The following is a 13,019-nucleotide window of genomic DNA, read 5'->3' as shown; positions in this document are numbered from 1 at the left end:
TCAGAACCGGGCTCTAGGTTTTTGTTTTGACGCGTTTTCTTGACGCGAACCGGGGCCCACTTCGCTGGGAAACGCTATGACGGCATAACGCCGCAAGGCTTATCCAACGGCGTTACAGGCTTTTCACAAAACTGTCAGCCAATTGTAACGGCCGCTCCGCAAGACACTCCGCATCGTCATTCACAGGAGATCCGCCATGCGCGTGTCATTGCTCTGCTCCGTCGCGTCCGTCTTTCTGGCCAGTGCTGCATTTGCGCAGGGCGAAGGCGAGTTTCCCGTCACGCTGAAGGGGCACGCCGTGCTGCCGGCGCAGACCTTCATCGACGCGCCCACGGACGCGCCTGACGATCTCAAGACCGCGGGCAAGTACACCACTGGCCGCCGCGTCGACGCCGTCGGCACCGTGATGGGAAAATCCTACGAGCGCCCCACCGGTGTGTCGCTGCCGTTCAAGGGCCAGCCGCTGCAGGGCCATTCCGGCATCAAGATGATGGCGGACGGTTCGTTCTGGGTGCTCACCGACAATGGCATGGGCTCGCGCTACAACTCGGCGGATTCGATGCTGTATCTCAACCGCCACAAGATCGACTGGGCGAGCGGCAAGATCGAGCGGCAGGAAACCATCTTCCTGCACGATCTCGACAGGAAGGTGCCGTTCCGCATCCTGCATGAGGACACCGCAAAACGTTATCTCACCGGCGCCGACTTCGACACCGAAGGTTTTCAGATCATCGGCGACACCTTCTGGATCGGCGACGAGTTCGGCCCCTACGTGCTGAAGGCCGACAGGATGGGCAAGATCTTGGCCGTCTTCGAAACCCCTGCCGACGGCAAGCCGGTGCGCTCGCCCGACCATTGGTCGGTGCAGTCGCCGGGCGCACCTGGCGCCAGCTACACCACGGTCAATCTGCGCCGCTCCAAGGGCTATGAAGGCTTTGCCGCCTCGAAGGACGGCAAGTTCCTGTACGGCCTGCTGGAAGGCCCGCTGTGGGACGCCGAGAAGAAGGATTTTGAAAAGGTCGATGGCAAGGAAGCCTCCCGAATCCTCGAATTTGATGTTGCCACCGAAAAATTCACCGGCCGCTACTGGCACTATGTGTTCGAGCAGAACGGCCACGCCATCGGCGACTTCAACATGATCGACGCGTCAAGCGGCCTGATCATCGAGCGCGACAATGGCGAAGGCACCGCCGACAAGGCCTGCGCGGCCGGCCAGCGTGGCGAGAACTGCTTTCCGGACCTTGCAAAATTCAAGCGCGTCTACAAGGTCGAGCTCTCCGAGGCCAATGTCGGCAAGCCGGTGCGCAAGATCGCCTATATCGATCTGATGAAGATCAAGGATCCCGACAAGAAGGCCCGCAAGCCGCTCAACGACGGCGTGCTGACCTTCCCGTTCTTCACCATCGAGAACGTCGACCGCGTCGACGACACCCATATCATCGTCGGCAACGACAACAACCTGCCGTTCTCCTCGAGCCGCGATCCCAACAAGGCGGACGACAACGAGTTCGTGCTGCTGGAAGTCGGGGAGTTTCTGAAGGCGAAGTGACGCCGGTTAGCTCCCTCTCCCCGTGAAGAACGGGGAGAGGGAGAGCCGACTGTGCGTCACCTGTAGCCTCGCCGCTGCTAGCCCGCCGGTACCATCACGACGCCCTTGTCCTTGGGCCAGCGGATTCGCCAAGCGAAGTTGATGTCCCTGACCTCGCCCGCCTTGGCCTCGAACGCCCATTCCAGCACGCCGCGTTTGTCGCGGAGGTTGCTCGCGGTCGGCGGCGTCGTGGACGACAGCATTTCGACCTGGATTTCCTCGTTCTCGCTGACCGGCAACTGATCCTCGATCGCGATCCGGATCGGGAAATCATGGCCGTTGCGCACATTGGTCTTGAACGCGCGCTCGTCGGTCTTCGACGTCGTCACGATCAGGCCGGCCGATCCCTCGTTGCGCTTGAGAACGGCGCGTTCGATCTTGACCTTGTCGTCGGCGCCGAAGCCGAGCCGCACGGTCTCGTCCTTGTTGGCGGCGGCCATCTGCCCGCGGCCGACGAAGGCGCCGTCGCGGTAGATCGCTACCCGGCCCGGCAACAGCGGCGCGTCCTCGTTCTGCTTGAAGCTCGCTTCGAGGAACGCCGTCGGATTCAGCACCGGCGCCGCGCGGACCGCGATATCGGGGGCGATGGTGGCAGTGGAAACACGCAGGCTCTTGGCGCCTTCGCTCGCACTGAGGCTGACGCGGCCCGGAATTTTGAACACTACCTGGAAGCCGCTGACATCAGCCGTGGCCTGTTGCTCGTCGGCCCTCCCGGAGAGCGCCTCCGCCACCTGGGGCGCCGGCGCTGCGCGCAGCAACGGCTTCGCATTATCCATCAAGCCGCCGCTGGCCGACTGGGCAGGACGCGGCGGTTGCGGATATTGCACAATCAGCGAATTGAGATCGGGTGCGCTGCCGCCGCGCGCGGTGCGCACGGTCGAGACGCTGAGCGCGACGTTGGACCAGTCCTCGCCGGTGGCCTGGGTGATTTCGGCGCGGCGCACCAGCTCGAGCGCGGGCTTGCGGTCCTTGGCGCCGGTGTCGAGGCGGGCATCGTAGAGCGGTATCCAGCGCGCGTTGCGCACGGCATAGGTGACCCGCAATGTCGCTTTGGTCGCGGCCGCGGCGGCGAGTTCGATCTTAACTTCCAGCTTGCTTGGCGGCTTCTGCGCCCGGTCCTGTTCGAGGCGCGCGATTTGGCGGTCGAGTTCGCGCTGCTTGCGCACGGCATCGCGAATGGCAGTGTCGGCGCTGGCGATTTCCTCGCCGACCACGGCAAAAGCCGCACGCCATTCGGCAATCGGCCGCGCCTCGCCCTTGTCGCCGATTCCGGCCGGCGAGGTATCCGCAAAGCGCTCGGCAAATTTGCGCCGGGCAGTCGCCGCATCGATCGCGCCCTGCAGATTGGCGCGTTCGTCCTTCAGCGCCTCGATGTGCTTGTCGAGCTCGGGCAGATTGACCGGCGGCGCCGCGCGCGGCGGCTTTGCGTCGATCGCGCCGATCGTGAGTTTCGCGCCCGCCTCGCCCTCGACCCGGAGCGATGACGGATCCAGCGTGAGCGGAAAATCCTTCAGAACGGCCGAATTCTCGCCCGCCGGCAGATCGAGCGAGACGATCCGCGTGACGCTGGCGCCGTCGGGATAGACGGTGACGGCATCGACCGCCGAGCTGGCGGCCACGTCAACCGCCCACGTCTCGCCGGCGGCAAGCACCGTGAACACGACGAGGCTCGTCGTTAAAAAGCAGTTCGTAATCAATCGCATGGATACCCTCCTGAACCGCTCGCCTGATGGCAACGCGCAACTACGCCCACCACTCCCGGTCATGAGACGCAGCGAGGGAGAAACTGGTTCGATCGGGATTTCCACGTGCTTTCGCCGCGACGTGACGCGGCGAAAGCATAAGGCACCTTCCTCTGCCGAAAGCGCCTCGAAGACGGCGTCGCTTAGAACGCCAGCGCCTTGGCCTGCTTCACCTGAGGCAGCTTCTGTACCTTGGCCAGCACATCTGGCGGCACGGGGCCGTCGATCTCGACCAGCGCGATGGCATCGCCGCCCTGCTTGACGCGGCCGAGATGGAAGGTGGCGATGTTGATCTTGGCGTCGCCGAGCAAGCCGGCGAAGCTGCCGATGAAGCCGGGCTTGTCCTCGTTGGTGACGTAGATCATCGACTTGCCGAACTCGGCGTCGACCCGGATGCCCTTGATGTCGACCAGCCGCGGCTTGCCGTCGTGATAGACGGTGCCGGACACCGAGCGTTCCTGCCGTTCGGTGGTGACGGTCACGGTGATCAGGCTTTCATAATCGCTCTGCGCCGCGCGCACGATCTCGTCCACCACCATGCCGCGCTCTTTCGCAACGACCGGCGCGGAGACCACGTTGACTTCGCCCAGCATCGGCCGCAGCAGGCCCGACAGCACCGCCGACGTGATCGCCTTGATCTTCATCTCGGCGACGTGTCCCTCATAGGTGATCTGGACCTTCAAAATCCCGCTCTCGGTGAGCTGACCTGCGAACGAGCCGAGCTTTTCGGCGAGCTCGATGAACGGCTTCAGCTTCGGCGCCTCTTCCGCGGTGATCGATGGAAAATTCACCGCGTTCGAGATCGCGCCGGTCAGGAGATAATCCGACATCTGCTCGGCGACCTGCAGCGCGACGTTCTCCTGCGCTTCCGTGGTGGAGGCGCCGAGATGCGGCGTGCAGATCACGTTGGGATGGCCGAACAGCACGTTCTTGGTGGCGGGCTCCTCGACGAACACGTCGAAGGCGGCGCCCGCGACGTGCTTGGAGTTCAGCGCATCGAGCAACGCCTGCTCGTCGACCAGGCCGCCGCGCGCGCAGTTGACGATGCGCACGCCCTTCTTCATCTTGGCGAGCGCCGCCGCGTCGATGATGTTCTTTGTCTTCTCGGTCAGCGGCGTGTGCAGCGTGATGAAATCGGCGCGCCTCAGCAGTTCGTCGAGCTCGACCTTCTCGACGCCGATATCCTTGGCGCGCTCCGGCGACAGGAACGGATCGAACGCCACCACCTTCATTTTCAGGCCGAGCGCGCGGTCGGCGACGATCGAGCCGATATTGCCGCAACCGACCACGCCCAGCGTCTTGCCGGTGATCTCGACGCCCATGAAGCGGTTCTTCTCCCACTTGCCGGCCTGGGTCGAGGCGTCGGCCTGCGGAATTTCACGCGCCAGCGCCAGCATCAAGGTAATGGCATGTTCGGCGGTCGTGATCGAATTGCCGAACGGCGTGTTCATCACGATGATGCCCTTGGCGGTAGCCGCCGGGATCTCGACATTGTCGACGCCGATGCCGGCGCGGCCGATCACCTTCAGGTTCTTGGCCTTGTCGATGATCTTGGCGGTGGCTTTCGTAGCGGAGCGGATCGCAAGACCGTCGTAATTGCCGATGATCTCGGCGAGCTTGTCCTTGTCCTTGCCGAGATTGGGCTGGAAGTCGACCTCGACGCCACGATCCCTGAAGATCTGCACGGCGGCGGGAGAAAGCGCGTCGGAAATGAGAACTTTGGGTTTGGACATTGGAATGTTTCCTTCATCCTCCCCCGGAGGGGAGGGTCGGCGCGCAGCGCCGGGGTGGGATGAAACTGTCGATGCGAACTCTGCGTGCGTCGGGTGCGGAGAGATCACCCCACCCCGACGCACCCTTCGGGTGCGTCGGCCCTCCCCCTCCAGGGGAGGGTGACGATCAGGCCGCCTTCGGCAGCGCGGCCCTGGTCTCGGCGAACGCCCAGTCGATCCACTGCGTCAACAGCGCGACGTCGGCGGCTTCCACGGTGGCGCCGCACCAGATCCGCAAGCCCGCCGGCGCATCGCGGTAATAGGCGAAGTCGTAACCGGCGGCTTCCTTCTCCACCAAAGCGACCAGCTTCTTGGAGAATTCAGCCTGCGCATCCGCCGTCAGCGAGGTGATCGCGGGATCTGTGAACTTCAGGCACACTGACGTGTTGGAACGGATCGATGCATCCTTTGCCAGGAAATCGATCCACGGCGTCTTCGCCTTCCAGTCCGAAAGCACCTTGGTGTTGGCGTCGGCGCGTGCGATCAGGGCTTTCAGGCCGCCGATCGATTTCGCCCAGTTCAGCGCATCGAGATAATCCTCGACGCACAGCATCGAGGGCGTGTTGATGGTCTCGCCTTCGAAGATGCCCTGGTTGAGCTTGCCGCCCTTGGTCAGACGGAAAATCTTCGGCAGCGGCCAGGCCGGCTTGTAGGTCTCGAGCCGCTCCACTGCGCGCGGCGAGAGGATCAGCATGCCATGCGCGGCCTCGCCGCCCAGCGCCTTCTGCCAGGAGAACGTCACCACATCGAGCTTGGCAAAATCGAGCGGCTGCGCGAAGGCGGCCGATGTCGCGTCGCAGATCGTGAGGCCTTCGCGGGTCGCGCTGATCCAGTCGGCGTTCGGCACACGTACGCCCGAGGTCGTGCCGTTCCAGGTGAAGACGATGTCGGACGCCTGATCGACCTTGGATAGATCGGGAAGATCGCCATAGCCGGCATGCAGCTTGGTGACGTCCTTGAGCTTCAATTCCTTGACGATGTCGCTGACCCAGCCCTCGCCGAAGGATTCCCAGGCGATGGTGGTGACGGGGCGCGCACCGAGCAGCGACCACAGCGCCATTTCGACCGCACCGGTATCGGACGCCGGCACGATGCCGATCTTGTAATCGGCGGGCACTTCAAGCACTTCGCGCGTCAGTTCGATCGCGAGCTTGAGCTTGGCCTTGCCGACCTTCGCACGATGCGAGCGGCCGAGGGCGGCGTCCTTGAGATTTTGGGGATTCCAGCCGGGGCGCTTGGCGCAGGGGCCGGAAGAAAAATGCGGCACGTTCGGCCGCGAAGCGGGCTTCGCTACAGTCATGATCTATCCTTCCAGATAGTAAGCCTCCCGTTGGGGGGAGGTGTCCCGCCGCGGTCATTAAGGGAATCGCGCCCGATCGTCAAGGAACTTCGGGAGCTTCACGCCCGATTGATGGGAGCTCGTCCACGGAGGGAGCCGGCTCCTGCTGCAGGAGTTCGGCCGCATCGGTGACCAGCTTGGCCGCCACCCGCCGGCTCGAAACCTTCAGAATGCTGGTCTTTCCCGCCTGCACGACATATTCGCTTCCGATCCGGACAATCGAATATCTTTTCATCGGAAATCCCCAAGCTGCCCAAGCCCCCATGGGAGACGTCGGCATAGCGGAGACGTTCCGGTCCGTAAAATCACGGACGCACGCGTAGTTTATCGGTTGTTAACCGGATCGTGGAGTGACGACTACCTCAGGCATTCATCGCAAATACGCCTCAACCGCAGTCGGCTGACCTTCATTCCGATGCGCTTTCTCTGCGGGACAGGTTTCGCTCGAAAACGCCATGGCCATCAAAACCGCAAGGTCATGCCGACATGGCTGCGCGCAAATCCGAGCCGCTCGTAAAATCGTTGCGCATCGACGCGGGTGTGATGGGTCAGAAGTTCGACCAGTTTGCATCGCTTCGCCCGCGCTTCAGCAACCGCCCATTGCACCATCTGTTCGCCGATGCCGCGGCTGCGGCAGTGTTTGGCGACGCGGACATCCTCGATCAGGCCGCGCGAGGCGCCCTGCGAACTCAGCCCCGGCAGGATGCAGAGTTGCAGGCAGCCGACCACAGCGCCATCGCTGTCCTCGGCGACGACGAGCTGAATGTTCGGATCGCGTGCGAGCTGCTCGAACGCCACGAAATAGCATTGCGGCAGCGGGTCCTCGATTTGTTCACGACCGCCGCCGAGCGGATCGTCCGCCAGCATGGCGACGATCGGCGTGACGTCCTCACGGCGGGCGCGGCGGATGGTGACCTCTGAGACGGCAGGCATGACGATTTCCGATGAAGTCAGCGCGCCGGCGGCAGGCCGAGGTATTTCTCGGTCGCGCCGATCCAGCGGCGAACGGCGGCGTAGCCGTCGAGATGAAAGCCGCCTTCATGCGCCACGCGCGTATAGGCCAGCAACGAAATGTCGGCGAGCGTGACGGCGTCGCCGACCAGAAATGGCGTGGTGGCAAGCTGGTGCTCCATCCGCGCCAGCGCCGCATAGCCGCGTTTGACCTTGTCGGGATCGAGGTCGGAAACCGGCTTCTTCAGATAGAACATCTGGAAGCGGCAGACGGCGACATAAGGCTCGTGGCTGTACTGTTCCCAGAACAGCCACTCGTCCATCTTCCCTTCCGCGTACGCGTCCTGCGGGATGAGGTGCGAGCCACGTGCGAGATAACGGATGATGGCGTTGGACTGCGCCAGCGTGCGGCCGTCGTCGAGCTCGACCGCCGGCACCTCGCCGGCGCCATTGAGCTTGAGAAACTCCGCGGTGCGCGACTGGCCCTTGAGCGTATCGACCGCTATCCAGGTGTAGGGCAGCGCGAGATAATCGCACACCCACTTCACCTTCAGGCAATTGCCGGAATTGGTATCGCCGTAGACCCTCATGCGCCGCCCTCGTTACGGCGACACTGCAACAGGCGGCGGCAAATCTGTCAACGGCGCCGGAGCGGCGCTTGCCGCGGCGAGATCAGAATTTGTAGCCGAGACCGGCGCGGACCGTGTTGATGCTGGTGTCGACCGAAGAGGCAAAGCGCACGTATTCCCATTCCGCGCGCATGAACAGGCCCGCCATCAGCATCACTTCGGTGCCGAGACCGAACGAATAGCCGTAGATCAAATGGCTGTACTGGCCGTCGGTCGCGCTGACATCGAATGGTATGTTCTGGAATCCCGGCGCGGCGGCCGGATTGACCTGAGTTCCGTAAACACGCGCGCTACGTATAATGTCGGCTTGCCCCAGCGCTATGCCGGCAAACATATAAGGGAGGAACGAGCCATACGCATAGCCGCCGCGGACCCGAAGCGTTCCCATGTCGGAAATATTCATCTGCGCTGCCCCTTCATAGGTCGCGCCAACCGTGTACCCGGAAGGAAGCGCGAAGATCCGCGACATCCTGCCGGTCTGCGAACCCCCAAACTTGCCGTGCGTGTAATTCAATTCAACGCCCACGACGACGTCGGTCCATTGGAAGTTGTAGCCGACGAATCCGCCGAACCCCTCTCCGTGGGCCGAAACTTTTCCCATGATCGGCCACTCCGATATTCGCTGGACGCTCTCCATCTCCGTGCCGTCCAAGAGGCGCGCCGCCATGGTCCTCGTCGAATTCGCAAAATTCATGTTGGAAGTGCCATAGGCAGCATGTCCACCGATGTAGCCGCCTTCCCAGTTTACAGTGCTGGTGCTCAGGCCCTCGCTGAAGCTGCCGCGGAGAAACGGCAGGTCCGGCATATCGGCCGCCTGGGCGACACTCGCCGCTCCGCACACCACCGCCACCAGCAAGAATCGACGCATCGCAACGCTCCATCCGACACTCTGAACTTGCGTTGATCATCGCCTGTTAACCTTAACCAATCGTTCTCGCGGCATCCAATTGGCGATTTCTTGTCGGAAAATCGGCGAGCATTTTTCGTCAGCCGCTGCATCCGCGTCGCATGCCCAAAGCAAAGCGGCGCGGGAAACTCCCGCGCCGCTTCGCAACCGTTAACGAATGGAAGTCGCAATTAACCTTTGCGCATCAGCGGCGGCGCGTAAACCTGCGGGCTGGTGAGATCCCAGCGCACGCCGAGCTTGACGTCATGCGAGGTGATGTCCTTGATCTTGATCGACGTCGCACCCGAGATGCTGTTGTCGAACGCGCGGTAGTTGCCGGGCGCGGCATCGCCAAGATTCATATAGCTGTAGGCGAGTTCGACGGTAAACGCCGGATTGACCCTGTAGGCGAGACCGGCATGGGCCGCCCAGGCGAAATTCCACTTCCCGTTGTCGGCGAAGTAGGTAACGCTGTTGGTCAGGGTGCCGGCGGTATAGCGAACGCCGTCGTCGCGGAAGCCGCTGAGCTTGTTGTACGACCCACCGACACCGGCGCCGACGAACGGCGTGATGCACCACCAGGTGCCGAGGTCGACATAGGCATTCGCCATGACAACCCACTCGGACTTGCTGCCGCTGTAGTTGTTGGCTCCGACGTCATCGGGCCCGAGGAAAACGTTGTCCGAGCCGTGGAGGTTGGCGCGACCGCGATACTGGCCGATCACGTCCGCACGGAACCAGTTGTTGAAGCGATAGCCGATACCAAGGTCGAACAGCGTCGAGCTGTCGAAGCCGAGACCCACCGTGGTGGTGGGGAAGGTCTGCGCAGTCAAGCTGTCGATCTTCTTCGCGCTCTGATTGGTCATGCCGATATCGCCGCGCAGATACCAGCCGCCGAAGTCTTCGACCACCGGGGCCGGCGCGTATGGAGGAGGCGCGATCGCCATGTCGGCAGCAAACGCCGCCTGGGACAACAAAGTGGCCGCACCGGCGGCAATGAATGACTTAACGCTACGCATGGGCTTCGTCCTTTTGTCCGGTGAGGCTGACTGCGAAAAATCCTCACTTCAAAAACTCACGGACGGACGATGGCATTAAATGCTTAAGCGGCGCTTAACCCTAATTATTAAGGTTGACAATCTCTGACTTTTTCCTCGCGCTGTTTGCGGGACGCGCGTCACGATGCATTTTGCGAACACGAGAAACGGCGAAACGCCACACATCCTAACGGCGTATTGAAATCCGATCGCCGCCGCCGTTACGATTTTGTTGACGTGATCGACACACCCCTACCCCAGAGAACTTCGGCGCGCTCAGCGCGCGTGCATTGGCATCTTCGGCAGGAACACCGCGAGCAGGCCGAGCGCGGGCAAGAACGCGCAGAGGTGATAGACGAAGGCGATCCCGGTGTGGTCGGCGAGCTTGCCAAGCACGGCTGCACCAAGTCCGCCGATGCCGAAGGCGACGCCGAAGAACACGCCCGAGATCATCCCGAAGCGGTGCGGCATCAGTTCCTGCGCGAACACAATGATCGACGACGTCGCCGACGAGAGGATGAGGCCGATGAACACCGTCAGCACGGCGCTCGCAGCAAGGCCGGCATAGGGCAGCGCCAGCGTGAACGGCAGCGCCCCAAGGATCGAAAACCAGATGATGTATTTGCGGCCGAAGCGGTCGCCGAGCGGGCCGCCGAAGAATGCACCCGCCGCGTTGGCGGCAAGAAAAATGAAGAGGTAGAGCTGGGCTGTCTGCGTCGACACTTGAAACTTGTCGATCAAATAGAAGATGTAATAGCTCGACAGGCTCGACACGTAGAGCTGCTTCGAGAACAGCAGCGCGACCAGCACCGCGAGCGCGATCCTGACGCGCCGGGAATCCGGCAGGTCCGGATGACGTTCCACCGCAACCGACTTCTTCGTCACGATCTGCGGCTTGTACCAGACGCCGATCCGCCACAGGATCACGATCGCCAGAAACGCGATCGATGAAAACCAGGCAATGCTCGGCTGGCCGAACGGCACCACGATCAGCGCCGCCAGCACCGGCCCCATCGACGTACCGAAACTGCCGCCGAGCTGAAACACCGATTGCGCAAAACCGTAACGCCCGCCCGAGGCGAGACGCGCGATCCGCGCCGATTCCGGATGGAACACCGCCGAACCGAGGCCTACCAGGGCGGCCGCGATCAGGATGATGGGATAGAGATGCGCGACGCTCAGGAGCAGCAGTCCGAAGAAGGTGAAGCCCATGCCAATCGCGAGCGAGAACGGTTGCGCCTTCTTGTCGGTGAAATGCCCGACCACGGGCTGCAGCAGTGACGCGGTGAACTGGAACGCCAGCGTGATCATGCCGATCTGCCCGTAGTCCAGCGCGTAAGCGTCTTTCAGGATCGGATAGACCGAGGCGATCAGCGACTGCATGGTGTCGTTGAGGAAATGCGAGAAGCTGATCCCGGCCAGCACGACATAGGCCGGCCCGGCCGCGGCCGCCTTGGCGGCGAGGCTTGGGGCCGCATCCTGCACGACGACCGGTGCGGTCGACGCTTCCTCTGAGACGATGACGGGCTTGTTCAAGAGCGCATTCCCGAAAAAGGATTCGCGGACAGGCAATGCCTGTCTTCTACGACCGGGCCATCGTCGCGACCATCATCAATAGCTTATGGCTGCGATGCGTTGCCGCACCACCGATCAGCGCTCCTGTGCCGTCAAAACAAAACGCGCTTATGCCGCCGCGGCGTGGCCGAGCGCATTGACGATCTGATCGACGACGTCCTCGACCAGGATGCGGTCGTCGCCCTCGCCCATCACGCGGATCACGGGCTCGGTGCCGGACGAGCGGACCAGCAGCCGGCCGTGGCCGTTAAGGCGATTCTCGCCGTCCATGATCGCCGATTTCACCTCGGCATGGTCGAGCGGCTTGCCGGAGCGGTAGCGCACGTTCTTCAGAATCTGCGGCAGCGGATCGAAGCGATGGCACACTTCCGACACCGGACGCCGCAGCTTCTGCACCACGGCCAGCACCTGCAGCGCGGCGACGAAGCCGTCGCCCGTGGTGGCGTAGTCGGAGAGGATGATATGGCCAGACGGCTCGCCGCCGAGATTGTAGCCCTGCGTCAGCATCTGCTCGAGCACGTAGCGGTCGCCGACCGGCGTGCGCACCATGCCGAGCCCCTGTCCTTCGAGAAAACGCTCGAGGCCGAGATTGGACATCACGGTGGCGACGATGCCGGGCTTGGCGAGACGGCCGTCTTCCTTCCAGCTTTGCGCGATCACGGCGAGCAACTGGTCGCCGTCGACCACATGGCCGCGCTCATCGACCAGGATGACGCGATCGGCGTCGCCGTCGAGCGCGATGCCGATGTCGGCGCGCATCTCGCGCACCTTTTTCGCCAGCGCTTCCGGCGAAGTCGAGCCGCATTCCTTGTTGATGTTGAATCCGTCGGGTTCGACGCCGATCGCAATCACGTCGGCGCCCAGTTCCCACAGCGCCTCCGGCACCACCTTGTAGGCCGCGCCGTGCGCGCAATCGATCACGACGCGCAGGCCGTCGAGTGAGAGCTCGCGCGGCAGCGTGCGCTTGGCGAATTCGATGTAGCGGTCATGCACGCCGTCGATACGGCGGGCGCGCCCGAGGCTGGCGCTCTGCGCGAGACGACGGTCGATCGGCTCGTCGAGCAGCTGCTCGATCTGCTTTTCGACGTCGTCGGACAATTTGAAGCCCTGCGGGCCGAACAGCTTGATGCCGTTGTCCTCGAACAGATTGTGCGAAGCTGAAATCATCACGCCGAGATCGGCACGCATCGACTTGGTCAGCATCGCGACCGCCGGCGTCGGCATCGGGCCGAGCAGCAGCACATCCATGCCGACCGAGGTAAAGCCGGCCACCATGGCGTATTCGATCATGTAGCCGGAGAGGCGGGTGTCCTTGCCGATGACGACGCGGTGGCGATGATCGCCGCGCTGAAACACCAGGCCGGCAGCCTGCCCCACCTTGAGCGCGAGCTCCGGCGTGATCAGACCATTGGCGCGGCCCCGAATTCCGTCGGTACCGAAATATTTGCGGCTCATGTGACCCCCAGCCATTCCAGGTCTTCTTCAAGGCCATGCAAGGCC

The 13,019-nt window shown here is 63.0% G+C and carries 11 protein-coding genes; 1 reads left to right on the top strand and 10 read right to left on the bottom strand.

From position 1 onward, the window contains the following. Positions 1 to 196 precede the first annotated feature (196 nt). Entirely contained in the window at positions 197 to 1,549 is a 1,353-nt protein-coding gene (locus tag V1288_RS17875; protein WP_334358278.1) for an esterase-like activity of phytase family protein, read from the top strand. A gap of 77 nt (positions 1,550 to 1,626) precedes the next feature. Here V1288_RS17875 and V1288_RS17870 read toward each other — a convergent pair whose 3' ends face one another. From V1288_RS17870 to glmM, 10 genes are all read right to left on the bottom strand, one after another. Further along, a complete protein-coding gene (locus tag V1288_RS17870) occupies positions 1,627 to 3,291 on the bottom strand; it encodes a mucoidy inhibitor MuiA family protein (RefSeq protein ID WP_334358277.1) in 1,665 nt (554 codons plus the stop codon). Positions 3,292 to 3,473: 182 nt separating this feature from the next. Then, positions 3,474 to 5,063, bottom strand: a complete 1,590-nt coding sequence (gene serA / locus V1288_RS17865) for a phosphoglycerate dehydrogenase (protein ID WP_334358276.1) — start codon at positions 5,061 to 5,063, stop codon at positions 3,474 to 3,476. A gap of 166 nt (positions 5,064 to 5,229) precedes the next feature. Further along, positions 5,230 to 6,402 (bottom strand): phosphoserine transaminase, encoded by a 1,173-nt coding sequence (locus V1288_RS17860; protein ID WP_334358275.1) that lies wholly within the window; start codon positions 6,400 to 6,402, stop codon positions 5,230 to 5,232. A 79-nt stretch (positions 6,403 to 6,481) separates the two neighbouring features. Further along, a complete protein-coding gene (locus V1288_RS17855; RefSeq protein WP_334358274.1) occupies positions 6,482 to 6,676 on the bottom strand; it encodes a hypothetical protein in 195 nt (64 codons plus the stop codon). A gap of 227 nt (positions 6,677 to 6,903) precedes the next feature. Then, positions 6,904 to 7,374 carry a GNAT family N-acetyltransferase gene (locus tag V1288_RS17850; RefSeq protein WP_334358273.1) on the bottom strand — a complete coding sequence of 157 codons (471 nt, stop codon included), beginning with the start codon at positions 7,372 to 7,374 and terminating at the stop codon, positions 6,904 to 6,906. A 17-nt stretch (positions 7,375 to 7,391) separates the two neighbouring features. Then, on the bottom strand, positions 7,392 to 7,982 hold the full coding sequence (locus V1288_RS17845; RefSeq protein WP_334358272.1) for a glutathione S-transferase family protein: 591 nt from the start codon (positions 7,980 to 7,982) through the stop codon (positions 7,392 to 7,394). Positions 7,983 to 8,064: 82 nt separating this feature from the next. After that, positions 8,065 to 8,889, bottom strand: a complete 825-nt coding sequence (locus V1288_RS17840; protein WP_334358271.1) for an outer membrane protein — start codon at positions 8,887 to 8,889, stop codon at positions 8,065 to 8,067. A gap of 209 nt (positions 8,890 to 9,098) precedes the next feature. Then, positions 9,099 to 9,926: an outer membrane protein gene (locus V1288_RS17835; RefSeq protein ID WP_334358270.1), complete on the bottom strand. Its 828-nt coding sequence runs from the start codon at positions 9,924 to 9,926 to the stop codon at positions 9,099 to 9,101. Between the two features lie 294 nt (positions 9,927 to 10,220). Beyond that, positions 10,221 to 11,480, bottom strand: coding sequence for an MFS transporter (locus tag V1288_RS17830; protein WP_334358269.1), 1,260 nt, complete (start codon positions 11,478 to 11,480; stop codon positions 10,221 to 10,223). 147 nt (positions 11,481 to 11,627) lie between these two features. After that, complete coding sequence (gene glmM, locus V1288_RS17825) at positions 11,628 to 12,974, bottom strand: phosphoglucosamine mutase (protein ID WP_334361344.1); 1,347 nt, start codon at positions 12,972 to 12,974, stop codon at positions 11,628 to 11,630. Between the last annotated feature and the right edge of the window lie 45 nt (positions 12,975 to 13,019).

This window comes from Bradyrhizobium sp. AZCC 2176 (genome assembly GCF_036924645.1).
GTDB lineage: Bacteria > Pseudomonadota > Alphaproteobacteria > Rhizobiales > Xanthobacteraceae > Bradyrhizobium.
Note: the sequence above shows the minus strand (reverse complement) of the source record. Positions and strands in the feature narration are given on the sequence as shown.